This window comes from Mesorhizobium kowhaii (assembly GCF_003253745.1).
GTDB lineage: Bacteria > Pseudomonadota > Alphaproteobacteria > Rhizobiales > Rhizobiaceae > Mesorhizobium > Mesorhizobium kowhaii.
Genome location: NZ_MZXV01000055.1, coordinates 86,043 through 112,027, shown reverse-complemented (window position 1 = coordinate 112,027; position 25,985 = coordinate 86,043). Strand labels below are relative to the sequence as shown.

At 62.6% G+C, this 25,985-nt stretch carries 24 protein-coding genes and 1 tRNA gene; 11 read left to right on the top strand and 14 right to left on the bottom strand.

Annotated features, from left to right (window positions below; all coding sequences use genetic code 11):
• From B5V02_RS25355 to B5V02_RS25345, 3 genes are all read right to left on the bottom strand, one after another.
• Window positions 1-1,272, bottom strand: a complete 1,272-nt coding sequence (locus B5V02_RS25355) for a tyrosine-type recombinase/integrase (RefSeq protein ID WP_111546792.1) — start codon at window positions 1,270-1,272, stop codon at window positions 1-3.
• Window positions 1,273-1,484: 212 nt separating this feature from the next.
• Window positions 1,485-1,560: transfer RNA gene (locus B5V02_RS25350), tRNA-Phe, on the bottom strand.
• 328 nt (window positions 1,561-1,888) lie between these two features.
• Window positions 1,889-2,782 carry a helix-turn-helix domain-containing protein gene (locus tag B5V02_RS25345; protein ID WP_208647137.1) on the bottom strand — a complete coding sequence of 298 codons (894 nt, stop codon included), beginning with the start codon at window positions 2,780-2,782 and terminating at the stop codon, window positions 1,889-1,891.
• A gap of 85 nt (window positions 2,783-2,867) precedes the next feature.
• On the opposite strand from B5V02_RS25345, the gene B5V02_RS25340 reads away from it, so the two are divergent.
• From B5V02_RS25340 to B5V02_RS25315, 5 genes are all read left to right on the top strand, one after another.
• The gene (locus B5V02_RS25340; protein WP_111546790.1) at window positions 2,868-4,139 is read left to right on the top strand and encodes an ABC transporter substrate-binding protein; all 1,272 of its coding nucleotides are present in this window, start codon (window positions 2,868-2,870) and stop codon (window positions 4,137-4,139) included.
• A gap of 106 nt (window positions 4,140-4,245) precedes the next feature.
• Window positions 4,246-5,106 (top strand): carbohydrate ABC transporter permease, encoded by an 861-nt coding sequence (locus B5V02_RS25335; RefSeq protein ID WP_111546789.1) that lies wholly within the window; start codon window positions 4,246-4,248, stop codon window positions 5,104-5,106.
• The gene (locus tag B5V02_RS25330; protein ID WP_111546824.1) at window positions 5,103-5,939 is read left to right on the top strand and encodes a carbohydrate ABC transporter permease; all 837 of its coding nucleotides are present in this window, start codon (window positions 5,103-5,105) and stop codon (window positions 5,937-5,939) included. The genes B5V02_RS25335 and B5V02_RS25330 overlap by 4 nt, the downstream gene beginning before the upstream one ends.
• A gap of 277 nt (window positions 5,940-6,216) precedes the next feature.
• Entirely contained in the window at window positions 6,217-7,296 is a 1,080-nt protein-coding gene (locus tag B5V02_RS25320; protein WP_111546787.1) for an ABC transporter ATP-binding protein, read from the top strand.
• A 35-nt stretch (window positions 7,297-7,331) separates the two neighbouring features.
• Window positions 7,332-9,359, top strand: a complete 2,028-nt coding sequence (locus B5V02_RS25315; protein WP_111546786.1) for an aldo/keto reductase — start codon at window positions 7,332-7,334, stop codon at window positions 9,357-9,359.
• A 67-nt stretch (window positions 9,360-9,426) separates the two neighbouring features.
• Here the strand turns inward: B5V02_RS25315 and B5V02_RS25310 are convergent, their stop codons facing one another.
• Window positions 9,427-10,482: an AraC family transcriptional regulator gene (locus B5V02_RS25310; RefSeq protein WP_208647136.1), complete on the bottom strand. Its 1,056-nt coding sequence runs from the start codon at window positions 10,480-10,482 to the stop codon at window positions 9,427-9,429.
• Window positions 10,483-10,547: 65 nt separating this feature from the next.
• Here B5V02_RS25310 and melA (B5V02_RS25305) point away from each other — a divergent pair, with 65 nt between their 5' ends.
• The 6 genes from melA (B5V02_RS25305) (at window position 10,548) to melA (B5V02_RS25280) (ending at window position 19,559) form a co-directional block, all read left to right on the top strand.
• A complete protein-coding gene (melA, locus tag B5V02_RS25305) occupies window positions 10,548-12,014 on the top strand; it encodes an alpha-glucosidase/alpha-galactosidase (protein WP_111546784.1) in 1,467 nt (488 codons plus the stop codon).
• 120 nt (window positions 12,015-12,134) lie between these two features.
• Window positions 12,135-14,219 carry an ABC transporter substrate-binding protein gene (locus B5V02_RS25300; protein WP_111546783.1) on the top strand — a complete coding sequence of 695 codons (2,085 nt, stop codon included), beginning with the start codon at window positions 12,135-12,137 and terminating at the stop codon, window positions 14,217-14,219.
• Between the two features lie 126 nt (window positions 14,220-14,345).
• A complete protein-coding gene (locus tag B5V02_RS25295) occupies window positions 14,346-15,353 on the top strand; it encodes an ABC transporter permease (protein WP_111546782.1) in 1,008 nt (335 codons plus the stop codon).
• Between the two features lies 1 nt (window position 15,354).
• On the top strand, window positions 15,355-16,491 hold the full coding sequence (locus tag B5V02_RS25290) for an ABC transporter permease (RefSeq protein ID WP_111546781.1): 1,137 nt from the start codon (window positions 15,355-15,357) through the stop codon (window positions 16,489-16,491).
• Between the two features lie 10 nt (window positions 16,492-16,501).
• Window positions 16,502-18,169: an ABC transporter ATP-binding protein gene (locus tag B5V02_RS25285; RefSeq protein WP_111546823.1), complete on the top strand. Its 1,668-nt coding sequence runs from the start codon at window positions 16,502-16,504 to the stop codon at window positions 18,167-18,169.
• Window positions 18,170-18,188: 19 nt separating this feature from the next.
• A complete protein-coding gene (melA, locus tag B5V02_RS25280) occupies window positions 18,189-19,559 on the top strand; it encodes an alpha-glucosidase/alpha-galactosidase (RefSeq protein WP_111546822.1) in 1,371 nt (456 codons plus the stop codon).
• 14 nt (window positions 19,560-19,573) lie between these two features.
• On the opposite strand, the gene yacG is transcribed toward melA (B5V02_RS25280), so the two are convergent.
• The 10 genes from yacG to B5V02_RS25230 all read right to left on the bottom strand — a co-directional run bounded on the left by yacG (window position 19,574) and on the right by B5V02_RS25230 (window position 25,944).
• Window positions 19,574-19,771 carry a DNA gyrase inhibitor YacG gene (gene yacG, locus B5V02_RS25275; RefSeq protein WP_111546780.1) on the bottom strand — a complete coding sequence of 66 codons (198 nt, stop codon included), beginning with the start codon at window positions 19,769-19,771 and terminating at the stop codon, window positions 19,574-19,576.
• Window positions 19,768-20,397 (bottom strand): Maf-like protein, encoded by a 630-nt coding sequence (locus B5V02_RS25270; RefSeq protein ID WP_111546779.1) that lies wholly within the window; start codon window positions 20,395-20,397, stop codon window positions 19,768-19,770. The genes yacG and B5V02_RS25270 overlap by 4 nt, the downstream gene beginning before the upstream one ends.
• 21 nt (window positions 20,398-20,418) lie before the next feature.
• Complete coding sequence (infA, locus tag B5V02_RS25265) at window positions 20,419-20,637, bottom strand: translation initiation factor IF-1 (protein ID WP_006200926.1); 219 nt, start codon at window positions 20,635-20,637, stop codon at window positions 20,419-20,421.
• Between the two features lie 86 nt (window positions 20,638-20,723).
• Window positions 20,724-21,185, bottom strand: a complete 462-nt coding sequence (locus tag B5V02_RS25260) for an arsenate-mycothiol transferase ArsC (protein ID WP_111546778.1) — start codon at window positions 21,183-21,185, stop codon at window positions 20,724-20,726.
• Window positions 21,173-21,658 (bottom strand): UPF0262 family protein, encoded by a 486-nt coding sequence (locus B5V02_RS25255; RefSeq protein ID WP_111546777.1) that lies wholly within the window; start codon window positions 21,656-21,658, stop codon window positions 21,173-21,175. Before B5V02_RS25255 ends, B5V02_RS25260 begins: the two co-directional genes overlap by 13 nt.
• 6 nt (window positions 21,659-21,664) lie before the next feature.
• Window positions 21,665-22,957: a histidinol dehydrogenase gene (hisD, locus tag B5V02_RS25250; protein WP_111546776.1), complete on the bottom strand. Its 1,293-nt coding sequence runs from the start codon at window positions 22,955-22,957 to the stop codon at window positions 21,665-21,667.
• A 7-nt stretch (window positions 22,958-22,964) separates the two neighbouring features.
• Window positions 22,965-23,399, bottom strand: coding sequence for a DUF2948 family protein (locus B5V02_RS25245; protein WP_111546775.1), 435 nt, complete (start codon window positions 23,397-23,399; stop codon window positions 22,965-22,967).
• A 193-nt stretch (window positions 23,400-23,592) separates the two neighbouring features.
• Entirely contained in the window at window positions 23,593-24,885 is a 1,293-nt protein-coding gene (murA, locus tag B5V02_RS25240; RefSeq protein ID WP_111546774.1) for a UDP-N-acetylglucosamine 1-carboxyvinyltransferase, read from the bottom strand.
• A 128-nt stretch (window positions 24,886-25,013) separates the two neighbouring features.
• Window positions 25,014-25,214, bottom strand: coding sequence for a hypothetical protein (locus tag B5V02_RS25235; RefSeq protein ID WP_111546773.1), 201 nt, complete (start codon window positions 25,212-25,214; stop codon window positions 25,014-25,016).
• A gap of 217 nt (window positions 25,215-25,431) precedes the next feature.
• Window positions 25,432-25,944 (bottom strand): site-specific integrase, encoded by a 513-nt coding sequence (locus B5V02_RS25230; RefSeq protein ID WP_146606151.1) that lies wholly within the window; start codon window positions 25,942-25,944, stop codon window positions 25,432-25,434.
• Between the last annotated feature and the right edge of the window lie 41 nt (window positions 25,945-25,985).

The following is a 25,985-nucleotide window of genomic DNA, read 5'->3' as shown; positions in this document are numbered from 1 at the left end:
TCAACGATGCTGTAACTGTCGCGGGAACGTGACGGTGCGGCGTTCATTATCAGCCGCAATATAAAGCTTCATCTTATCAGTTTGATGCGAGCCAACACGGGGCAGCTTCAGCGTATCCAAATGGTCGGCCCACCATTGCATCATCTTCACGCGTTCGTCCCAATGTTCGCCGCGGGCATAAGCCCGCCTGACATTGTTGCCCTCGACGTGCGCAAGTTGACGTTCGATAGCATCGGGATGCCACTTGCCGCTCTCATTGAGCAAGCTCGACGCTGTCGCCCGAAAACCATGCGCAGTGGCCTCGTTTTTGCGATAGCCAAGACGGCGCAGAGCGGCATTGAGGGTGTTGTCGGAAATCGGGCGTGTGATCGCGCGGACACTGGGAAACAGAAGCAAACCGTGTCCAGAAACCTCGCGGAGCCGCTTGAGGAGGTTGAGCGCCTGGGTCGACAAAGGAACACTATGCGGTCGCCGCATTTTTGCTCGAGCGGCTGGGATCGTCCAGACTGCTTTGTCGAAGTCGAATTCCGACCAGTCAGCGGCGCGCAATTCTCCGGGGCGGGGAAACAAGAGCGCCATCAAATTCAACGCAATTTGGGTGCCTGGCTGCCCATCGTACGAATCAATCGCGCGCAAAAGAGCACCGAACTCCTTCGGGTCGGTAACTGCAGCTCGCGGTGCTACTGTTGGCCTAACAAGAGCGTCCCTGAGCGCCAAGGTTGGATCAGCACTGGCGCGAGCGGTGGCAATCGCGTAGCGAAATACACTCCCGATTGTTGATCGAAGCCGACGGGCCGATTCGTGTCGGCCACGAACTTCCACTTCCCGCAACACATCGAGAACGGATGGCGCATCAATTTCCTTGATCGACCGGTCGCCCAAAGTCGGATAGGCGAAAGAGAGCAGCCACTTGTTCTTAGTGATGGTCCTTTCCGCGCGCCCCTCTTTCTTGAGCTTAGCGATGAATTCGTCTGCGATGACGCGGAAGCTATCGCGCGTGTCAGCATTCTTCTCCTGCTTCTCACGTACGGGGTCTATACCCTTCATTAGCAGCCGCTTCGCCTCATCTCGTGCCTGTCGAGCCTCCGCCAGGGAGAGAAGCGGATAGCTTCCGAGAGCCAGGAGCTTCTGTTTGCCATCGAAGCGATAGGCAAGGCGCCACAGGCGCGAGCCGGTAGGCTGTACCCATAGCTGGAGACCGCCTCCATCGGAGAGTTTCCGGAGTTTAGGCCCTGGGCGGGCATTTCGACATTTCACGTCAGAGAGTGTCATTGTCCGATGCTTTTTGCTGGTGGGTGATACCAACAGGGTAGACGGATACCAACGAAGAAACCAACAGCACGCGCCGTTGGACCAAATGCGATCACCTGCTTCGGAATACGCCAAAGCGCGATCAGGCCGTCAAAAAAGCAATCGTTTTCAAAGGTTTACGCGAACAGCAGCGTAGAACGCTTGGCGGAAGGGAGTGTGGGGAGAAGGGGAGATGGTGCCCAGAGGCGGATTCGAACCACCGACACGCGGATTTTCAGTCCGCTGCTCTACCAACTGAGCTATCTGGGCCTGTTCCGGCAAACGAAATCTCATACACCGGATCTCATGAAGCGCCATGGGCGCCCCTTGAAAGCGCGTGGGTTATAGCACGGGAATCCGGCCTGTCCAGCGCCCAGGTGGCAATTTCAGACAGGAAATGAGACGCCGTGCAATGGCCCGGTTCCGATGCCGCAGCGACGGCCGGAACGGCGCGCGGCGCGGTCCTATTTCGGCCGGCGGCGTCGTTGTCCGCGTCGCGATCGCGGGGCGCAACGGCATGACCCGTCTTTTAGCCGACGATCGAGATGCGGCAATGCATTCGCAGCGCCGGGCAGCACCGCCGCCTGGCCGCCGCGTTCTATCTGGCGCCGGACACGCCTCTGCGAAAATCGGAGGGCGACATGCCGGCCAGTTTGCGGAACGATTTGTTGAAGGCGCTGAGCGAGCCGAAGCCCGAATCCATGGCGACGCGCAGCACATTGGCGTCCTGGTGCATCAAGAGCGCCTGCGCGTAGCTCAGCCGCAGCAGGTTGACATATTCGTTGAGCGTCATGCCGGTCGACTTCTTGAACAGGCTCATGGCGTATTTGGGGTGGATGTCGGCGGCCGCCGCTATGTTCACGCAATCGATGTCGTAGAGGAAATTCTCGGCGATGAAATCGCACATGCGCCCGACATTGCGCGACGACTGCTGGTCGAAGGGACTGCCCGTTTCCTGGCCGATCGGGGTTGCGGATACGAGCCGGTAAGGCTCGAACCGCACCCGCTCCAGCCGCAGCAGCAATTCGTTGACGGCGTGTTCCGCCTTGGCCTGGTCGCCGGACCGGGCGTAGCGGTTCCAGCGCTCGAAATTATGGTTGTCGGACTGATCGGTGGCGCCGGTCACCAGTGTGGCACCCGTCATCAGCCGGTGCCGGATATCCGTGGGCAGGTGCAGCCGGAAGAAATGTACCAGCGGCAGATGCGCTCCGGCATAGACGGCGTCGTCGGACAAATCGTCCATCTGGTGCGGCAGGCCACCCCAGAACAGGCACATCTCGCCGGCCGAAAGCGAAATCTCGTGGTCGTTCATGCGGTAGTGCACGCTGCCGCGCACAATGAAATTCACCTCGACCTGGGCGTGCCAATGCGGCTTGAGCATCACCAGGGGATTGGTGTGAAACATCTGCAGCAGCAGCGGCAGGCCTTCCACGCTGCTGGCTCCAGGCTGGTAAAACGGCCGTTCCGGCATCTTACTTTCCGCCAATTTCATATTCCCTTTGACGGCGACAGGCCCCACCCACTGCATAGTCTAGCCACGCTCACAGTGAGAGAGCAAATGGAATGGGAGGATTTCAATGCGCATCACAATGACCTGCGCCGCGCTCGCGCTCGCCCTGGGCTCTGCCCCGGCCTTTGCGCAATCCGGCGAAATCACGATCTGGAGCTGGAATGTCGCGGCTTCATCGCTGAAGGCGACCGTTGCCGGCTTCAACAAGCAATTTCCCGACGTCAAGGTGACGGTCCAGGATCTCGGCAACCAGCCGACCTACGACAAGTCGATCGCCGGCTGCGCCGCCGGCGGCGTCGGCCTGCCTGATATCGTCACCATCGAGAACGGCGAGGCCGAGAATTACTGGAGCCAGTTCCCCGACTGCTTCGTCGACCTGCATACGCTGGGCTATACCGCCGAGGACCAGAAGAAATTCCCCGACTTCAAACGCACCGAGCTCGAAGTCGGCGACAAGGCCTATGCGATGCCGTGGGATTCGGGTCCGGTCGCCGCGTTCTATCGCCGCGACTTCTACGAAAAGGCCGGCGTCGATCCGGCATCGATCAAGACCTGGGACGATTTCATCGCCGCCGGCAAGAAGATCCAGGCCGCCAACCCTGGCGTCTCGATGACCAATGCCGATTTCAATGGCGACAGCGAATTCTTCCGCATGATCTCCAACGAACAGGGCTGCGCCTACTTTGCCGAGGACGGCCAGTCGATCACGGTTAACCAACCCAAATGCATCGATGCCATGACCAAGGTCAAGGAGATGAAGGATGCCGGCATCATCTCCTCGGCCGACTGGGGCACCAAGATCACCAACAACACCGCCGGCACCGTCGCCACGCAGGTCTATGGCGGCTGGTATGAAGGCACCGTTCGCACCGAATCGGCCGGTGAAAACGGCAAATGGGGCGTCTACCTGATGCCGAGCCTCACCGCCGACGGCCCGCGCGCCGCCAATCTCGGCGGCTCCTCGCTGGCCATCACCTCGGCGTCCAAGAACAAGGAAGCCGCCTACGCCTATATGAAATACACGCTCGGAACGAATGAAGGCCAGATCACCATGCTGAAGGATTTCGGCCTGGTGCCATCCCTGATCTCGGCGCTCAATGACCCCTATGTCTCGGAAGGCCTGCCCTACTGGGGCGGCCAGGCGGTGTGGAAGGACATCCTCGGCACCTTGCCCAAGGTTGTTCCAAGCCGCGGCACGCAATTCCAGAGCGACGCCGAAATCATCGTCCGCGCCGTGCAGACCAAATATCTGGCCGGTGGCTATCCCGACGCCAAGGCAGCGCTCGACGATGCCGCAAGCCAGATCGCCGCGGCGACCGGGTTGCCCGTCAAATCTTGATCTGGACCGAGATGGTCCCGGGCGCCATTGATGCTGTCCGGGACCGAACGCGCCACGTGTTTCAGCAGGGGCGCGCCACCCCCTTGAACGCGGAAAGGAGGCAACGATGCGCTATCAGAATGCCACGGCGTATCGCTTCCTCGCGCCCTATCTGCTGATCTTTGCAGTCTTCTGGGTGTGGCCGATCATCGATTCCTTCATGATCTCCTTCCAGGCGACGCGCACCGTGCCATGGCGGTTCGCCCCCGGCTTCAACTGGGGCCGATTGATCGGCGACCCCGCCTTCTTCAACGCACTGAAGAACACGCTGCTCATCCTTGTCATCCAGGTGCCGGTGATGATCACGCTGGCGATCGTTATGGCGGTGCTGTTGAATTCGCCGCTGCTCAAGGCGAGGGGTCTCTACCGCTTCGCCTTCTTCGCCCCGGTCGTGGTCGGCGAAGTTGCCTACTCGGCGGTCTTCCGGCTGATGTTCAATCTCAATTTCGGCATCATCAACAAGCTCCTGAACAGCGTCGGCCTGCCCAGCGTCGACTGGTTTTCCAACGTCACGCCGGCGATGGCGCTGATCATGATCGCGGTCACCTGGCGCTGGGCCGGTTACAACGCCATCATCCTGCTCGCCGGCATGCAATCCATTCCCGAAGATGTCTACGAGGCGGCGACGCTCGACCGCGTCAGCAAGCTCAAACAGTTCTTCTTCATCACTCTGCCGCTGTTGAAGCCGGTCATCGTGTTCTGCCTTGTGCTGTCGATCATCGGCACCATGCAGCTGTTCACCGAGCCCTTCCTGATCACCGAGCGCGGCGGACCGGGCGGCGGCACGGAAACGCTTGGCCTGTTGCTTTACCGCCAGGGTTTTCGGTCGCTCAATTTCGGCTACGCGTCGGCCGTTGCCTACACCATGGCCGGACTGGCGATCGCGATCACGCTGGTGCAGCTGTGGCTGACGAGGGAACCGAAATGAGTTCGCGCTCCTCCGCCAGGCTGGGACGCAGCATCGCGCTGCATCTGTTCCTGACGCCGCTGGCGCTGATCTGGCTGTTTCCGCTGTGGATGATGGTGGTGTTCTCGACCATGCCGGACAACGGCATCTTCAGCCCCGGCATCGAGCTTTTGCCGCATGGCAACTTCATGGACAATTTCAACAATCTGCAGCGCGACACCGACTTCGTCGGCGCCATCGGCATTTCGGTCTCGGTGGCGGTGACCTACACGTTCCTGTCGGTGCTGCTGACGTCGATGGCCGGCTGGGCGCTGGCCCGCTACCGGTTCTTCGGCAAGGGCGTGGTTGTCGCCATCATCCTCGGCACCATCACGCTACCCTATGCGGTGGTGCTGATCCCGCAATTCATCATGGTGGCGCGCGATTTCAAGCTCGCCAACACCTGGGTGGCGCTGATCGTGCCGCCGCTGTTCAATTCGTTGGGCGTGCTGTTCATGCGGCAGAGCTTCTCGATGATGCCGGACGACCTTTTCGATGCGGCGCGCGTCGAGGGGGTGAAGGAATGGCGCATCTTCCTCTTCGTCGCGCTGCCGCTGGCGCGGCCGATGCTGGCGGCGCTCGCCATCATCCTGTTCCTCGCCTCCTGGAACAATTATTTGTGGCCGCTCCTGATCAACAGCCAGCCGGGTTCGATGACGGCGCCAGTGGCGCTCGGCACACTGATCGGCCTCACCAAGGTGTCGTGGGGCGGCATCATGGCGGGCGCGGTGATGCTGACGGTGCCGATGCTCATCGTCTTCGTGCTCCTGCAGCGCCATTTCATCGCCGGCATCGCCGCCGGCGCGGTCAAGTAAGGATAGAGCGAGATGAGGTTGGATTGGATCATTCTGCCGGTGATGGTTTGGGCCAAGGTCGAGGGCTTTGTCGCAGGCCGTACTGGAAGTACGGCCAAGACGAAGGCCGATGGATTTGGCCCAAACCAGCCCGGCCCTTCACGTTTCCCGTCGGCGGGCACCCGCGGCGTCGAGCCGCTTGAGCGATGGAACCCCATCGCTCTTCGCGCCTCTCCTACCGGGTTGCCTCGCCGATCGGGAAACAGAATGATCCAATCCAACCTCATCTCGCTCTAGCATGGCAACGGTCACGCTCAACAATGTCATCAAGCGCTTCGGCGTATTCGAGGTCGTCCATGGCGCCAACATCGACGTCAAGGACGGCGAGTTCGTCGTCTTCGTCGGCCCCTCCGGCTGCGGAAAATCGACGCTGCTCAGGATGATCGCCGGGCTCGAGGACATCAGCGGCGGCGAGATCGCCATCGGCGGCAAGCTCGTCAACGATGTCGAGCCGGCCGACCGCGGCATCGCCATGGTCTTCCAGTCCTACGCGCTCTATCCGCACATGAGCGTCGAGCAGAATCTGAGTTTTGGGCTCAGAATGACCGGCAATCCGAAGGCCGACACCGACCGGCGCGTCAAGCGAGCCGCCGAGATCCTGCGCATTAACGAGCTGATGAAGCGGCGTCCCAAGCAATTGTCGGGCGGCCAGCGTCAGCGCGTCGCCATTGGCCGCGCCATCGTGCGCGAACCGCAGGTGTTCCTCTTTGACGAGCCGCTGAGCAATCTCGACGCTGAGCTCAGAGTGCAGATGCGGGTCGAGATATCGCGCCTGCACAAGGAACTCGGCACCACCATGATCTATGTCACGCACGACCAGACCGAGGCGATGACACTCGCCGACAGGATCGTCGTGATGCGCGCCGGCCATATCGAGCAGATCGGCCGGCCGCTCGATCTTTATGACAATCCCGACAATCAGTTCGTGGCCGGCTTTGTCGGCTCGCCGAAGATGAACTTCATCAACGGCAGCATTGTCGGGCGTGATGCACAAGGCGTCGTGGTCGAGCTGGCGGGTCAGGAGAAGACCCGTATCGCGCAGCCGCTGACGGGTGCTGCACCCGAAGCAGGAAGCAAGGTCATCGTCGGTGTGCGTCCCGAACATTTCGGCAGCGCCGGAGAGGGCGACACCGACCTTGTGGTAAGCATCGACGTGGTCGAGCACCTGGGCGGCACAAGTTTTCTCTATGCCAGAACGGCGCATGGTGAAGACGTGGTGATCCAGCGCGACGCGGCAAAGGTTCCCGATACGTCCGAGGTCACCGTTTCCATCCGCAAATCCTACCTGTTCGACGAAAAAGGGCTGCGGCTGCGCTGACCGGCCGCCCTTTCCAGCCTTCAAGGAGAATGACAATGACTTCAACCACGCCCATTCGCTGGGGCATCCTCGGCCCGGGCAGCATCGCCCAGGCCTTTGCCGGTGGCGCGGCCGCTTCGCGCACTGGCAAGCTGGTTGCCATCGGCGCGCGCAACCCCGCCAAGCCAGGCCTCGCCGAGAGTTTTCCCGGCGCCCGCATCCTCGATGGCTACGATGCGCTGCTCGCCGATCCCGACATCGACGCCATCTACATTTCGATACCGCATCCCGGCCATGCGCAATGGGCGATCAGGGCAGCGGAAGCGGGCAAACACGTGCTGTGCGAAAAGCCGCTTGCGCTGACCGCCTTCGAGGCCGACGCCATGATCCATGCCGCGCGCAAGGCCGGCACCTTTCTCGGCGAAGCCTTCATGTACCGGTTGCACCCGCAGACGCTGAAGCTGGTGGAGCTGATCAGGTCGGGCGTCATCGGCGATATCAGGATGATCAAGTCGAGTTTCGGCTTTGCCATGGCGGGCTTCATGCCGGAGCACCGGCTCTATGCCAACGATCTTGCCGGCGGCGGCATTCTGGATGTCGGCGGCTACCCCGTCTCGATGGTGCGGCTGATTGCCGGGGCGGCGGCAGGCCTCCCCTTCGCCGAGCCAGACAAGGTGGTTGGTGCTGCCCACCTTGGCCAGTCCGGCGTCGACGAATGGGCCTCGGCACTGCTGCATTTCCCAGGCGGCATCATTGCTGAAGTTTCCTGCAGCATCTCGCTTAACCAGGACAATGTGCTCAGAATCTTCGGCACCAGCGGCCGCATCGAGGTGCCGGACTTCTGGTTCGCCGGCGGCAACCGCGATGTCGGCCTGGGCCGGATCGACGTGATCGGATCCGATGGCGCTCGCGAGACCATCAGCGTCAACGAACAGCGCCATGTCTATTCCTTCGAGGTCGACGCCGCCGGCGAGGCCATCCTCGCTGGGCGGCAGGAATTCGCCTGGCCGGGCATGGGCTGGGCGGATAGTCTCGGCACCTTGCGCGTCCTCGACAGATGGCGGGCGGCGGCGGGCCTGGAATACGGGATCGAGAAGGCCCCGCAGCGCACCAACACCATCTCCGGCCGGCCTTTGCGCTCCGGCGGAACGGCAATCGGCAAGCGCACCATTCCGGGCCTGTCGAAGCCGGCGTCGGTGGTGGCGCTCGGCTTCGAGGATTTCCGTACCTTTTCCTCGGGCTCGATCCTGCTCGATGCCTTTTTCGAGGCCGGCGGCAATCTCTTCGACACCGGCTATGTCTACGGTGCCGGTTACACCGAGGCGCTGCTTGGCGAGTGGTTGAAAAACCGTGGCGTGCGCGCGCAATCGGTGATCATCGCCAAGGGCGCGCATTCGCCGCTCTGCTATCCCGACGTGATCGGCAGGCAGCTTGCCCAATCGCTCGACCGGCTGCAAACCGACCATGTCGATGTCTACTTCATGCATCGCGACAATCCGGATGTGCCGGTGGGCGAATTCGTCGATGCGATGGATCGAGAGGTCAAGGCTGGCCGCATCCGCGGCCCGTTCGGCGGCTCGAACTGGACCATGGAGCGCATGGACGAGGCTATCGCCTATGCCGAACGCACCGGCAAACATAAGCCCGGCGCGCTGTCCAACAACTTCTCGCTGGCCGAAATGCTGGAGCCGATCTGGGCCGGCTGCGTGACCTCTTCGACCGACGAATGGAAGGCCTGGCTGACGTCCCGCCAGATGCCGAATTTCGCCTGGTCAAGCCAGGGGCGCGGCTTCTTCACTGATCGCGCCGGGCGCGACAGGCACGACAATGAGGAACTGGTGCGGGTCTGGTATTCGGAGCGGAATTTCGGCCGCCGCGACCGGGCGATCGAACTTGCCGCGCGGCTGGGCAAGAGCCCGATCCATATTGCGCTTGCCTATGTGCTCAATCAGCCCTTCCCATCCATTCCGCTGATCGGGCCACGCACGCTGGGCGAACTGGACGACAGCCTGCGCGCCCTCGACATCACGCTTTCGCCGGCCGATCTCGAGTGGCTGGATGGCGGCAGCCGGCACGCCGCCTAATGCATGTCGCCCAAAAGTGCACAGTGGTTTTGGGATAACGACATGCATCAAGGACCCAAAGGCAGCGTCAGGTCTCGTCGTCCGGCATCCTGGCGCCGCGTCTGGCCGGTGTTCTCATGCTGGCATACATGCCGGTGGTGCGGAATTGGCTGGGCGTGATGCCGTAGCAGCGGCGGAAGACCTTCGAAAAATAATTCGCGTCCTCGAAGCCGCACAGGATGGCGACTTCCTTCACCGGCAGGAAATCCGCCTTGGTCAAAAGCTTCGCCGCGCGTTGCAGGCGCTGCTGCAGCACGAACTCGGCGGGCGGCAGGCCTTCGCTCTCGGCGAAACAGCGCGAGAAATGGGCCCGGCTGAGGCCGCTGATCTGGACCAGGTCCGCCACCGGCAGCGGCCTGTCGAGATTGGCACTGATGTGGTCGATGACCGGCTGCATGGCGCTCTGTTTTTCAGCAAAGGCATGTGAGCCGAAGACATCGTCATAGAGCGCCATCGCGGCTTCGTAGGCGACGGCGGAAGCAGCACCCGGCGAAGCGGCCCCCTTGATGAGGCGCAGGCTGCAATCGGCTAGATGGTCGATCGTCGCCAGCTGCAGCCGAAACACCGGACCCGATGTGCCGAGTATGGATTTGTGGATGCGCAGCGCCTCCTCGCCGTTCATCGAAATCCAGAAATATTCCCAACGCTCGTCCTTGGCCAGCCAGTAGCGGTGGTTGTGCGGCACCAGCACCAGCAATGTGTCGTTCTTCTGCAGGCGGTAGTTGCGGTTCTCATAGCGCAGCCGGCCGGTCCCGCTGATCGTGTGCTGGAGCACGGTGAACGGTGTCTGGCCGCGCCTGCGCCCATCCCAGTCGTAGATCTCGTCCTCGCGCACTTCATAGCCCGTGCTCGTCGGCATGGCGTGCAGGCGCTGGCGGCCGCGTGGCAGCGAGATCGTCCGCATGGACTGTCCGTTGGCTATCAAATCATGCAGCACAAAATTACCCCTGAAAGCATAATCCTTCTCTGGTCGCGCTCGCGAATAAGCGCATACTCCCCCTCGAAAAGCGAGAGAGATCCGCAGTCGAGGAGCGGACAGGGAGGTCGGCAGGCTGGATTCCGGTCTGTCCTGTGCGCATGTCATGGCATGTGGCTGAACCTTTCCTTGTCGTTCCTTGCCTGCCATTCGAATGAAATGAGGTCCGGCTGATGAGTTTCAAAATCGCTATCATCGGTGCCGGCAGCGTCGGATTCACCAAGAAGCTGTTCACCGATATTCTGTGCGTGCCCGAATTCACCGACATCGAATTCGCGCTGACCGACGTCAGCGCGCACAATCTTCAGATGATCAAGGCGATCCTCGACAGGATCGTCGAGGCCAACGGATTGCCGACCAGGGTGACGGCGACCACCGACCGCCGCAAGGCGCTCGAAGGCGCGCGCTACGTCATCAGCTGCGTGCGGGTCGGAGGCCTCGAAGCCTATGCCGACGATATCAGAATTCCTCTGAAATACGGCATCGACCAATGCGTCGGCGACACGATCTGCGCCGGCGGCATTCTCTATGGCCAGCGCAACATTCCGGTGATCCTGGATTTCTGCAAGGACATACGCGAGGTCGCCGAGCCGAACGCCAAATTCCTGAACTACGCCAACCCGATGGCGATGAACACCTGGGCAGCGATCGAGTATGGCAAGGTCGACACCGTCGGGCTCTGCCACGGCGTCCAGCACGGCGCCGAGCAGATCGCCGAGGTACTGGGCGCGAAGTCCAGGCAGGAGCTCGACTATGTCTGCTCCGGCATCAACCACCAGACCTGGTTCATCGATCTGCGGCTCAACGGCCGCAGAATAGGCAAGGACGAGCTGGTCGCCGCCTTCGAGGCGCATCCGGTCTATTCCAGGCAGGAAAAGCTGCGCATCGATGTCTTGAAGCGCTTCGGCGTCTATTCGACCGAAAGCAACGGCCATCTTTCAGAATATCTGCCCTGGTATCGCAAACGGCCCGACGAGATCACGCGCTGGATCGACATGTCCGACTGGATCCATGGCGAGACGGGCGGCTATCTCCGCTACTCGACCGAAACCCGCAACTGGTTCGAAACGGAATATCCGCAGTTCCTCGAAGCGGCGTCACAGCCGATCGATCCCGGGAAACGCTCCAACGAGCATGCCAGCCACATATTGGAGGCGCTGGAGACCAACCGCGTCTATCGCGGCCACTTCAACGTCAAGAACAACGGGGTGATCACCAACCTGCCGCAGGACGCCATCATCGAGTCGCCCGGTTTCGTCGACCGCTTCGGCATCAACATGGCCGCCGACATCACCTTGCCGGAAGCCTGTGCCGCCACCTGCATTTCCTCGATCAATGTCCAGCGCATGTCGGTCCATGCCGCGATATCGGGCGACATCGATCTGCTCAAGCTCGCCGTGCTGCATGACCCGCTGGTCGGCGCGGTTTCAACCCCGGAGGAGGTCTGGCAGATGGTCGACGAAATGGTCGTCGCCCAGGCAGCCTGGCTGCCGCAATATGCGCACGCGGTTCCAGCCGCCAAGGAGCGGCTGTCGACATCTGGGGTGAAGACCCGCGAATGGGCGGGAGCGGCGCGGCGCAGTGTGCGCTCGATCGAGGAATTGCGCGCCGAAAAGGCCGCGCTGAAACAAGCCGGCTGAAACCTCATGCGGTGATGGTGGATCTACGGGAGGCAGATCCACTGCGACGAAGCCGTTTGAATTCGAGGAGAAGCGGAGCAGGTGAAAAACGCTCCGGAACAAACAAGAGGGAGAGAGACAGTGAGGAATTTACGCAATATCGGCCTTGCTGCCGGACTGGCGCTGAGCGTCTCGGTCTCGGCACTCAATGCATACGCTTCCGAGCCGACGGTTCCACCTGCGCCGACACCGTTCCCAGCCGAAGGCAAGATCAAATATGTGGCGCGCGACTCCATTCTGGAGTTCAAGGCGCTCCCCGAATATCACGAGCCCGACTGGGTCACCGAGAAATACGTCAAGACCGGCAAGCTGCCGCCAGTGAAAGACAGGCTGCCGAAAGAGCCGCTGGTCTTCAAGACGGGCAACATGCAGGACGGCATCGGCGTCTATGGCGATACGATGCGCCATGTCATCGGCGGCCGGCCGGAAGGCTGGAACTACGGCGCCGGCCAGACCCAAGGGTGGGGCGGCATCGATATCGGTCTTTCCGAATGCCTGACGCGCACCGCGCCGCTGTTCCAGGTCGAGGCGAAGGACACCGAACCGCTGCCGAACCTGGCCCGGAGCTGGGACTGGTCGAGCGATGGTCACAAGTTGACCATGCACCTTGTCGAAGGCGCCAAATGGTCGGATGGCGTGCCCTTCAACGCCGACGATGTCATGTTCTACTGGGACGACGAGGTCGTTGATCCCAACGTCTCGCCGCTGAACGGCGCGACGCCGGAAACCTTCGGTGTCGGCACGACGCTGAAGAAGATCGACGACTACACCGTCGAATGGACCTTCAAGGAAGCCTTCCCGAAGCAGTATCTGTATGCGATGGCCTACGGCACCTTCTGTCCCGGCCCCGCGCACATTCTAAAGCCGCAGCATCCGAAATATTCAAAGAACACTTACGACCAGTTCAAGAATGCCTTCCCGCCGGAATTCATGAACATGCCGGTCATGGGCGCCTGGGTGCCGGTCGAATACCGGGCGGACGACATCATCGTCATGCGCCGCAATCCCTATTACTGGAAGGTCGACGAGAAGGGCAACCAGCTGCCCTACCTCAACGAACTGCAGTACAAGCTGTCGACCTGGGCCGACCGCGACGTCCAGGCGGTCGCCGGCTCGGCCGACTTCTCCAATCTGGAGCAGCCGGAAAACTTCGTCGCCTCGCTGAAGCGTGCGGCGGAGGCGAATGCGCCCGCACGCCTGGCATTCGGCCCGCGGCTCATCGGCTACAATCTACGCATGAACTTTTCCGCCAATGGCTGGGGCAACCCGGACGAACGCAGCCAGGCGGTTCGCGAGCTGAACCGCAACGAGGACTTCCGCAAGGCCGTCACCATGGCGTTCGACCGCAAGGCGCTCGGCGACTCGCTGGTCAAGGGTCCGTTCACCGCCATCTATCCCGGCGGCCTGTCGTCAGGCACCAGCTTCTATGACCGCGATTCGACCGTCTACTACCCCTTCGACCTCGAGGGCGCCAAGGCCGAGCTCGCTAAGGCCGGCCTCAAGGACACGGACGGCGACGGTTTCGTGAACTTCCCGGCCGGTACCGCCGGCGGCAAGAATGTCGAGATCGTGATGCTGGTCAACAACGACTACACAACCGACAAGAGCCTTGCCGAAGGTGTTGTCGGCCAGATGGAAAAGCTCGGGCTTCGGGTCGTGCTCAACGGCCTCAACGGCACCCAGCGCGATGCCTCCCAATATTCCGGCCGCTTCGATTGGCTGGTCCGACGCAACGACCAGGAGCTGACGTCGGTGGTGCAGAACACCGAGCAACTTGCCCCGGTTGGTCCGCGCACCAGCTGGAACCATCGCGCGCCGGAAAACGGCGAGGTCGATCTGATGCCTTTCGAAAAGGACCTCGTCGACATCGTCAACAAGTTCGTCTCGACGCAGGACAATGACCAGCGCGCCAGCCTGATGAAGCAGTTCCAGAAGATCTCGACGGAACACGTCTACAATGTCGGCCTGACGGAATATCCCGGCGCGCTGATCGTCAACAAGCGCTTCTCGAACATTCCGCAGGGAACGCCGATCTTCATGTTCAACTGGGCCGAGGATTCGATCATCCGTGAACGGGTCTTTGTCGCGGCCGACAAGCAGGCGAAATACGAGTTGTTCCCGGAAGAACTTCCCGGCAAACCCGGAGACAAGGGCCCGATGGATTAGGTTGATGAATTAGGTTTACCTCCCTGACCAAGAGAACTCCGGCCGCGCCGCTGGCGCGGCCGGACAAAGCCAACCTCCGGACGCAACCAAAGGGCGCGATCGGCGAGACAAGGAAGCGGACCGTCCATGTTGCGATTCCTGCTCACGCGCATAGCGTCGGCGATACCGGTCCTCGCCATTCTGAGCCTGGTCACCTTTGCCATCATCCAGGCGCCACCGGGCGACTATGCCGATTACATCCGCTCGCAGCTGATCAACCAGGGTGGAGCCTCGTTCGCCGAGGCCGACGCGCAGGCCCAGGCCTATCGCATCGAGCATGGCCTCGATAAGCCGCTGCCCGTCCAGTATCTCAACTGGATCGGCGGCATCATCACCCGCGGCGATTTCGGCTACAGCCTCTACTACAACAAGCCGGTCGCCGATGTGGTCGGCGAACGCCTGCCGCGCACGCTGCTTCTGGCGCTGGTCTGCCATCTGCTGGCCTCGGTTCTCGGCATCGGCTTTGGCATATGGGCGGCGACCCGGCAATACACCTGGATCGACTCGACGCTGTCGGCCATCTCCTTCCTCGGCATGACGGTGCCGCGCTTCCTGATGGCGCTGATCATCGTCTATCTGCTGGTCTTCCAGTTCAACGTGTCGGAGATCGGCAGCTTCTTCTCGCCGCAATATGGCGGCGCGCCGTGGTCGTGGGCCAAGTTCGTCGACCTCGTCAAGCATGTCTGGCCGGTCGTGGCGATCGCCACCTTCGGCGGCCTCGCCTACAATATGCGCGTCATGCGCGGCAATCTGCTCGACACGTTGAACGCGCAATATGTCGAGACGGCCAGGGCCAAGGGGCTGACAGGCGCGGCCGTCGTCATGCGCCACGCCGTGCCCAACGCGCTGCACCCGCTCGTCATGTATCAGGGCGTGGTGCTGCCCTATATGCTCACCGGCGAGATCGAGACGGCGATTATCTTCGCGCTGCCGACCGTTGGCCCGGCGATCGTCGGCTCCATGGCTGTTGGCGACGTCTATGTCACCGCCACCTTCATGATGGTGCTGTCGGCGACGCTGATCGTCGGCAACATCATCGCCGACATGCTGCTCGTCCTGCTCGATCCGCGCGTGCGCCAGTTCGGGGAAAGCTGAGATGCTGGCTCTCGACAATCTGCCACCGCCGCTGCCCGCCGAGGGAGCCATCAGCAAGCCGCAGCGCGGCAATGAGAGCTACATCGCGCTGGTCTGGCGCCGGCTGAAGCGCTCCTGGACCGGCATGGCCGGGCTTTGCCTCGTCGTGCTTTTGCTGGTCATGGCCGTATTCGCCGAGTTCCTGGCGCCGATGGACCCGAAGGTTACGGATGTCGGCTTCGCTCCGCCGCAGATGCCTGCTTTCCACGACAAGAACGGCAATTTCGTCGCCCGGCCGAGGGTCTACGCGCTGGCCGATTCGGCTGACCTCGATCCAGTCACCTTCCAGCCCGTCGTCGGTCCCGACTATGACCATCCAAGGCTGCTTGGGTTCTTCGCGCATGGCGCGCCCTACAAGCTCTTCGGTCTGTTGCCGGCGGACCGGCATCTGTTCGGCTCGCTGGACGGCCAGCCGGTGCATTTCCTCGGCACCGACAAGTTCGGCCGCGATGTACTGTCGCGCGCCATCCATGGCTCGCGGGTCTCGCTGATGATCGCGCTGACGGTCGTCTTCATCATCACCGTCATCGGCACCACCGTCGGCATGGTCTCTGGCTATTTCGGCGGCCGGTTCGATATCTGGATGCAGCGCTTCGTCGACCTGGTGCTCGCCTTCCCGCAGCTACCCCTTTACCTGGCGCTGACGACATTGATCCCGGTTACCGCCCCCACCAACGTCTTTCTCGCTTTCGTTATTATCGTCATGTCGGCATTGGGCTGGGCGCAGATGTCGCGCGAGGTGCGCGGCAAGACGCTGGCCCTGGCGCGCATCGAGTATGTGCGCGCCGCCATGGCCGTTGGCGCCACCGACCGGCGCATCATCATGCAGCACATCTTCCCCAATGTGATGAGCCATGTGATCGTCGCCGTGACGCTTGCGATCCCGACGGTGGTGTTGCTCGAATCCTTCCTCGGTTTCCTCGGCTTCGCCGTCAAGCCGCCGCTGATCTCGTGGGGCCTGATGCTGCAGGACACCGCGACCTATTCCGTCATCGGCACCTATCCCTGGATCCTGTCGCCGGTCGGTTTCGTGCTCGCCACCGTCTTTGCCTTCAACGCGCTGGGCGACGGCTTGCGCGACGCCGTCGACCCCTATTGAGGTGGCAGAGATGACCGTCGCGCTCGCCGAATCCTTCGCGCCCATCGTCCGTCACGACCATGACGGACGCCAGGACCAGCCCATCATCGACGCCCGCAATGTCGCCGTGGCCTTCAAGGTCGAGCATGGCGTCGTCGAAGCGGTCAAGGACATCTCGTTCCAGCTCTATCGCGGCGAGACGATCGCGATCGTCGGCGAATCCGGTTCCGGCAAGTCGGTGACGGCGCGCACCGTCATGGGACTGCTGTCGCGGCGCGCCACGGTGTCGCCCGGGTCGAGCGTCTGCTACGACGGGCAAGACATCCTGAAATTCCCCGAGAGTGCCCGGCGCAAATTGCGCGGCAACCGCATCTCGATGATCTTCCAGGAGCCGATGAGCTCGCTCAACCCGATCTATACGGTTGGCAGCCAGATCGTCGAGGCGATCAGGGTGCACCGCAATATTGGCCGCCGGCAGGCGCAGGCGCGGGCACTCGAGCTTCTGCAGCACGTGCAGATCCCCGACCCCGTCGCGCGGCTCAGGCAATACCCGCACCAGCTCTCGGGCGGGCAACGCCAGCGGGTGATGATCGCCATGGCGCTGGCCAACAATCCCGATGTGCTGATTGCCGATGAGCCGACCACGGCGCTCGACGTCACCGTCCAGGCGCAGATCCTGAACCTGATCCGCAGCCTGCAGAAGGAGCTGCGCATGGCGGTGATCCTGATCACCCACGACCTGACCGTGGTGCGCCAGTTCTCCGACTACGTCTATGTCATGCAGCATGGCGAAATGTGCGAGCACAATGTCACCGAACGGCTTTTCGCCGATCCGCAGCATCCCTATACGCGGCGGCTGCTTGCCTCCGAGCCGCGCGGGCGGCCAAAACCGCTCCCCGATGGCTGCGGCACCATTCTCGAGGCGAGCGGCGTGCGCGTCTCATTCATGCTGCGCCACGGCAGCTTCCTGAAACCGGACTGGCGCGAACTGGTCGCGGTCGACGATCTCGGCCTCAAACTTTGCCGCCATGAGACGCTTGGGCTGGTCGGCGAGTCCGGCTCCGGCAAGACCACCTTCGGCCAGGCCTTGCTCCGGTTGATCGACGCCAAGCGCGGCGAGATCCGTTTCGACGGCAAGCCGATCCACGGCCTGTCGCGAGCCGAGATGCGGCCGCTGCGCTCGCGCATGCAGATCGTCTTCCAGGACCCGTTCTCTTCGCTCAACCCGCGCATGACGATCGGGCAGATCATCGAGGAAGGGCTGATCGTCAACAGCATCGGAGCGACGCGGCGCGAGCGGGTCGAACGGGTGCGCGAGGCGCTGGTCAGCGCCGGCATGCCCGGCGATATACTGTCGCGGTTTCCGCACGAATTCTCGGGCGGCCAGCGCCAACGCGTCGCGATCGCCCGCGCCATCGCCCTGGAGCCCGAATTCATCCTGCTCGACGAGCCGACCTCGGCGCTCGACCTCTCCGTCCAGGCGCAGATCATCGACCTCTTGCGCAAGCTGCAGGACGAGCGGGGCTTGAGCTACCTCTTCATCTCGCACGACCTCAAGGTGGTGCGCGCGCTGTGCCACCGCGTCATCGTCATGCAGCACGGCAAGATCGTCGAACAGGGCCCCGTCGACGACGTCCTGTCCAATCCCAAGACCGCCTACACCGAACGGCTCGTCAGGGCCGCTTTCGATGTGGCCTGAACATATGCCGGAGGTTAGCGTGGCAAGAAATCCCAAGATCACTTTCATCGGCGCCGGCTCGACGGTGTTCATGAAGAACATTGTCGGCGACGTGCTGCAGCGCCCGTCGCTTTCGGGTGCGACGATCGCGCTGATGGACATCAATCCGCAGCGGCTGGAAGAGAGCGCCATCGTCGTCAACAAGCTGATCGCGACGATCGGCGTCAAGGCGAAGGCTGAGACCCATTCCGACCAGCGCAAGGCGCTGGCGGGCGCCGACTTCGTCGTCGTCGCCTTCCAGATCGGTGGCTATGAGCCCTGCACGGTCACCGACTTCGAAGTGCCGAAGAAATACGGCCTGCGCCAGACGATCGCCGACACGCTCGGCGTCGGCGGCATCATGCGCGGCTTGAGGACCGTGCCGCATCTGTGGAACATCTGCGAGGACATGCTCGCCGTCTGCCCGCAGGCGATCATGCTGCAATACGTCAACCCGATGGCGATCAACACCTGGGCGATATCAGAGAAATACCCTGAGATCAGGCAGGTCGGCCTCTGCCACTCGGTGCAGGGCACGGCGATGGAACTGGCGCATGACCTCGACCTTCCCTACGAAGAGATCCGCTATCGCTCGGCCGGCATCAACCACATGGCCTTTTACCTGAAATTCGAGCATCGCCAGCCGGACGGTTCCTACCGCGACCTCTATCCCGATCTCGTGCGCGCCTATCGCGAAGGTCGCGCTCCCAAGCCCGGCTGGAATCCGCGCTGCCCCAACAAGGTGCGTTACGAGATGCTGACGCGGCTGGGCTATTTCGTCACCGAGAGCTCGGAGCATTTCGCCGAATACACGCCCTATTTCATCAAGGAAGGCCGCCCCGACTTGATCGAGAAATACGGCATTCCGCTCGACGAATATCCCAAACGCTGCATCGAGCAGATCGAGCGCTGGAAAGACCAGGCGCAGGCCTACCGCTCGGCCCAGCGCATCGAGGTCGAGGAGTCGAAGGAATATGCCTCCTCGATCATGAATTCGGTGTGGACAGGCGAACCCTCGGTGATCTACGGCAATGTCCGCAACAATGGCTGCATCACCTCGCTGCCCCGGGATTGCGCTGCCGAAGTGCCGTGCCTGGTCGACGCCTCCGGCATCCAGCCGACTTACATCGGCGACCTGCCGCCGCAATTGACGGCGCTGATCCGCACCAACATCAACGTGCAGGAACTGACGGTGCGCGCGCTGATGACAGAGAACCGCGAGCACATCTACCATGCGGCGATGATGGACCCGCACACCGCCGCCGAGCTTGATCTCGACCAGATATGGTCACTGGTCGACGATCTTCTCGCCGCTCATGGCGACTGGCTGCCGGCTTGGGCACGCGTGGGGCGCAAGACCGAGGCCGCCTGACCGGCGGCGCCGCCTTATTTCGGACCGTCGTTGTCCGGCTCTTCCTCGTTGTCGCGGGCGGAGATGACATAGGCGCCCTTGAGCCAGCGGTTGAGGTCGATGTCCTTGCAGCGCGTCGAGCAGAACGGAAAGGTGTCGCGCGCCGACGGCTTGCCGCATTCGGGGCAGGGCCGCTTCGGCCGCAGTGGCGTGACTTTGGAGTCGGAATTCACGGCCGTGCACCCGCCAGCCAACCGCCATGCACCTTGAAGCCTTCGCCGGAAAGCAGCGCCACCGTCTCATAGAGCGGCAGGCCGACGATGTTGGTGTAGGAGCCGACCAGCTTGACGACGAAGGCGCCGGCGAGACCCTGTACGGCATAGCCGCCGGCCTTGCCGCGCCATTCGCCTGAGGCCACATAGGCGTCGATTTCCTCGCGCGGCAGCCGCTTGAAGCGCACCCGCGTCTCGACCAGCCGTTGGCGCAGTTTGCCGCCCGGCGTGATCAGGCAGATGCCGGAATAGACCCTGTGCGAACGGCCGGACAGCAGCCCAAGGCAGTTGGCGGCGTCGTCGAGGGTTTCGGCCTTGGGCAGAATGCGCCGCCCGACGGCGACCACCGTATCGGCGGCCAGCACGAAGCCAGGCGCATAGTCGGCCTCAGCCTTCAGCGACGCGAACGCCTTCTCGGCCTTTTCCTTCGACAGCCGCTTGGCCAGCGAGCGCGGATGCTCGGCACGCAGCGGCGTCTCGTCGACATCGGCAGGCAGCACGCGGTCCGGCTCGATGCCGGCCTGCTGCAACAGCTCGATCCGGCGCGGCGAACCCGAGGCAAGCACCAGCTTCTGCAAAATGCTCATCGCGGACCAGTCGCGCTTTGCTTACTTGAAACGATAGGTGATGCGGCCCTTGGTCAGGTCGTATGGCGTCATCTCGACCAGAACCTTGTCGCCGGTCAGCACGCGGATGCGGTTCTTGCGCATGCGGCCGGCCGTGTGGGCGATGATCTCGTGTTCGTTTTCGAGTTTCACCCTGAACATCGCGTTGGGCAACAATTCCGTCACGACACCCGGAAACTCGAGGACTTCTTCCTTCGGCATTCGATACCTTTGCTTGGATGGTAGTTCCAGCGCCTGGCCGGAATTTCGGCGGAACCTATATGATAATCGCCCGCTTGTGAACACGCTTAATCGGCAGCCACCGGAGCGGCGAAACGGCGGCTGATCCGCGCTTTCAGCCGCTCGCGCACATCGCGATAGGCGGCCATGATATGTTCGCGCGTGCCGCCGGCATTGGTCGGGTCCGGCGTCGGCCAATATTCGACCTCGACGGCGAGCGAGCGGGTGAGTTCGAGCGCGGCGTGATGCGCTTCCGGCGCCAGCGTGACGATCAGGTCGAAATAGTCGTCCTCGAGATCGTCCATCGTCCTTGGATGGCGCTCGCCCAGCGACAGGCCTTCCTCGGCCATCACCGCATCGACGAACGGATCGCGCTCGCCGGCGCGAACGCCGGCCGAGGCGACGAAGATGGTGGCCGGAAGCGCCCGCCGCGCCAGCAGCTCTGCCATTGGCGAGCGCACGGCGTTCATGCCGCACAGGAACAGGATCGAGCGGGGCAGGGCGCCGGGTGTCAGGGCTAGCCCCGCCAGTGCAGCACGCAGACCAGCGTGAACAGCCGGCGCGCCGTATCGAAATCGATCTCGATCTTGCCGGAGAGCCGGTCCATCAGCGTTTGCGAACCCTCATTGTGCAGGCCGCGGCGGCCCATGTCGATCGCCTCGATGTGGCTCGGCGTCGAAGAACGAATGGCGTCGTAATAGCTTTCGCAGATCAGGTAGTAGTCCTTGACGATGCGCCTGAGCGGCGTCAGCGACAGGATGTGGGTGACAACGGCAGCACCGTCCTCGCGCGCCACGGCAAAGACCAGGCGTTGCTCGGCCAGCGACAGTTTCAGCCGGTAGGGGCCGGCGCCTCCGTCGTTGACGGGTTGAAAGCTGTTCTCCTCGATCAGGTCGAAGATCGCCACCGCGCGTTCATGCTCGACATCGGGCGTCGAACGGCCGATCGATTCGTCGAGTTCGACATCGATCAGCTTGGCGCGGGTTCGATCGTAGTCCGACATATTGGCCTACATGTTCAGCCGTATGGCGACGGAGCGTCCGTGCGCGTCAAGGCCTTCAGCCTTGGCCAGCGCGATCGCCGCCGGCGCCAGAAGCCGCAGCTGCTCCGGTCCAAGCTTCAGGATCGAGGTGCGCTTGACGAAATCGAGGACCGAAAGCCCCGACGAGAAGCGCGCCGATCGTGCCGTCGGCAGCACGTGGTTGGAGCCGCCGACATAGTCGCCGATGGCTTCCGGCGTGTGGCGGCCGAGAAACACAGCACCGGCATTGCGCATCCGCGCCAGAAAACCCTCGGCATCGTCGATGGCGAGTTCGACATGTTCGGCGGCGATGCGATCGACCAGCGGCAGCGCGGCGACGATCGTGGCGACCTCGATCACCGCGCCGAAATCGCGCCAGCTGGCCGCTGCCGTCTCGGCACGCGGCAGGCTCTGCAACTGGCGTTCCACGGCTTGTTCGACAGCACGACCGAAGGCCGGATCGTCGGTGACCAGGATCGACTGCGCCGACGCATCGTGCTCGGCCTGGGCCAGCAGGTCGGCGGCGATCCAGTCCGGATCGTTGCTGCCGTCGGCCACCACAAGCACTTCCGAGGGGCCAGCGATCATGTCGATGCCAACGGTGCCGAACACCTGGCGCTTGGCTGCCGCGACATAGGCATTGCCCGGGCCGACGATCTTGGCGACGGGCTTTATGGTCTCGGTTCCGTAGGCAAGGGCGGCGATCGCCTGCGCGCCACCGACGCGATAGATCTCCGACACGCCTGATATATCGGCCGCCACCAGCACCAGCGGATTGATGATGCCGCCGGGTGCCGGCACCACCATGACGACGCGCTCGACGCCGGCCACCCCGGCCGGTATGGCGTTCATCAGCACCGAGCTTGGATAGCTCGCCGTGCCGCCCGGCACATAGAGCCCGACCGCCTCGATCGCCGTCCAGCGCCAGCCGAGCTCGACGCCGGCGGCATCCGTATAGCGATCATCCCTGGGCCGCTGCCGCTCATGATGCGAGCGGATACGGTCGCGTGCGAATTCCAGCGCCTCGATCGTCTTTGGGTCGGCGGCCTTGTAAGCCCGGGCGATGTCGTCCTTTGATACGGCAATGCCGAGACTTTCGAGGTCGGCATGGTCGAATTTCCGGGTGTAGTCGATCAGCGCCGCATCGCCCTCGGCGCGCACGCGCGCAATGATGTCGCGCACCGCGGCATCGACATCGGCCGACACCTCGCGCTTGGTCAAAAGGAAGGCGGCGAAACGCTGCTCGAAATCGGCATCGGACTGACGAAGCGTGATGGCCATCGGACGCTCAAGCCTTGTGGACAGGGCGCGAGGTGGCTTCCCACGCGCCGCCGATGTCGGCAAGGCGGGCCTCGATGCACTCGACATCGAGCATGATGGTGCCGCCGCCCGAAAAGATCAGCTCGACGATGCCGGCCGGCTTGCTGATCTCGATGAAACTGACCGCCAGCAGCGACAGGATTTCGGCCGGCTTGTCGCGGGCGATGCCATTGGTCTTGGCGCCAAGCACGCGGTCGAAATGCAGCACCGCCTGCCGCCGCTCATTGTGCTGGCGAAACAGGCTTGATTTGGCCTCCCAGACGAAGCGGTTCATGGTCAGCACGAAACGCTTGGCCGAAGGCAGGAATTCGAGGTCACTGACTTTCAGTACGGCGTCCTGGACATGGGCCGAAACGATGCTCAGATCCTGATCGTCGAGTGCGATAAGCTTAAGGGCGGTCATGCGGATTTCGCACCTGAAGGTTGATTGTTCAGCCTTCTGTTAGAGCATGATCCCGAAAAGTGGAAACCGGTTTTCGGAAAAGATCATGCTCAAACAGGAATCTGGAGCCTCATCTCGATCCCAATCGAGATGAAACAGGCTCCAGGCGGTCTTTCCCGTCCGCGCAACCGCGCCGCTAGGCCTGGCGATTGGCCTAAGCGGAAATCCGCTCGATCACTGCGCCGCAGTTGGACAGCTTTTCTTCCAGCCGTTCGAAGCCGCGGTCGAGATGGTAGACGCGGTTGACCGTGGTCTCGCCTTCGGCCGCCAGGCCGGCAATGACCAGCGAGACAGAGGCGCGCAGATCGGTCGCCATGACCGGCGCGCCCTTCAGCTTCGGCACGCCGTCGACGATCGCCGTCTGGCCGGAAAGCGTGATGTGGGCGCCGAGCCGGGCCAGCTCCTGCACATGCATGAAGCGGTTTTCGAAGATCGTCTCGGTGATGCGCGACTTGCCCTTGGCCATGGTCATCAGGCCCATGAACTGCGCCTGCAGATCGGTCGGGAAGGCCGGGAACGGTGCCGTCGTCACGTCGACCGGCGAAATGCCGGCGCCGTTGCGCCTGACGCGGATGCCGGAATTGGTCGGCGTGATCTCGGCGCCGGTCTGGGCGATCACGTCGAGCGCGGTCTGCAGCAGATCGGGGCGTGCGCCTTCAAGCACGACGTCGCCGCCGGTCATGGCGACGGCCATGGCATAGGTGCCGGTCTCGATGCGGTCGGGAATGACGCGAACGCGGGCGCCCGACAGCGATTCGACGCCATCGATGGTGATGGTTGGCGTGCCGGCGCCGGAAATCTTCGCGCCCATGGCATTGAGGCACTCGGCGAGATTGACGATCTCGGGCTCGCAGGCGGCATTTTCGAGCACCGTCTCGCCCTTGGCCAGCGACGCTGCCATCATCAGCACGTGGGTGGCGCCGACCGAGACCTTCGGGAACACGTAGCGGTTGCCGACAAGCCGGCCATTCCGGGTCTTGGCGATGACATAGCCGGTGTCGACGTCGATATTGGCGCCCAGCACCTGCAGGCCCTCGAGGAACAGATCGACCGGGCGCGTGCCAATGGCGCAACCGCCCGGCAGCGACACCTTGGCTTCGCCCATGCGGGCAAGCAGCGGGCCGATCACCCAGAACGACGCGCGCATCTTCGACACCAGCTCGTAAGGGGCCGTGGTGTCGACGATGTTGCGGGCCGAGAAATTGATGGTGCGCGAATAGCCCTCATTCTGCTTCTCGCGGCGGCCATTGACCGAATAGTCGACGCCGTGATTGCCGAGGATGCGGATCAGCTGCTCGACATCGGCCAGATGCGGCACGTTTTCCAGCGTCAGCGTGTCGTCGGTCAGAAGCGAGGCGATCATCAGCGGCAGGGCCGCGTTTTTCGCGCCCGAGATCGGGATGCTTCCGGCAAGCTTGTTGCCGCCGACAATTCTGATGCGATCCATGGAAGAACGTCCCTCTCGGCCAAAAAGGCCGGTTCAATCGGTTGAGTATCGGCCCGTCTAGACCATTGACCGGCTTGGTTCAAGAAATAGGATTTCCTGGTATCCGAGCCAAGAGTGGCCGATTTGAGTTAATCTTTTTGTATTTCCTTTGCCGCGCCGAGCCTGTCCGGCTGCTGGTCGGCGTCCCCGGTGCGCTGCTTGTCAGCGTCCCCGGTGCGCCGCGAGCGCGACTGCGCCTTGCGCTTCTGCAGATTGGCCCGCAATTGCTCTGCGAGCCGGTCCTTGCGGTTCGTGCCGCCCTTTTTCACTGGAATTGTCTTGTCGTTCATCGTCCCGTCCCGGCTGGCGACCAGCCAACCCGCCAATCAGGGATAGCCAACATTGTGGCGCCGCCATGTCATCAAAAGCGATCCGGCAAAGGCTTTCACAGAAGCGTTGCACTTGGCCTTGCGCTTGCCGGTTCGATATGGCAGAAGCCCCGCCATCGGCGGCTGCGGTAGCTCAGTGGTAGAGCACCCCCTTGGTAAGGGAGCGGTGCCCATTCGGTTACACCCTTTTCCGCCGCCAAATCAGCCACTTAACCCGCCTTCGGTTTTCGACTGGTGTAAGGTCTCGGAACCAGTTTGGTTGCGTTGTCACCATTCGCCAGATGTCCCGGCAGATCGACGCGCGGCCGATGAAACCGAATAGCCGGCCGTTCGGCTTCTTGCCGCCGCGCCCGGTATCGTCCTGGCGCTTGCGGTGCTTGCCCCAAAGCCGCCTCGCTTCCAGCCACTCCTCAGCCCTGCGTTGCTTCCACTCTCGCAGCGTCTGGATCTCGTAGACCATTTCGATGGTGAGGTCAGCTTCGCCGTCCTCACCGTTCTTCATGTCGCGGAAGATGACCTTGCGGTTGACTAGGTCGATGTCCGGAGAATTGTCTTCCAGGTCGAGCGCGTCGGAAACACGCGCGCCCGTCTGGAAAATGAACAGCATTAGGGCGCTGAGACGCGGGTCGTCACTTTGCTCCCTAAACGCGTCGATGTAGGACCGATCGACCGCGCGCTTTGGTGGCGTCACTGACTTCTTGACGTCCCGGTCCTTCTTGGTGAAGGGGATCG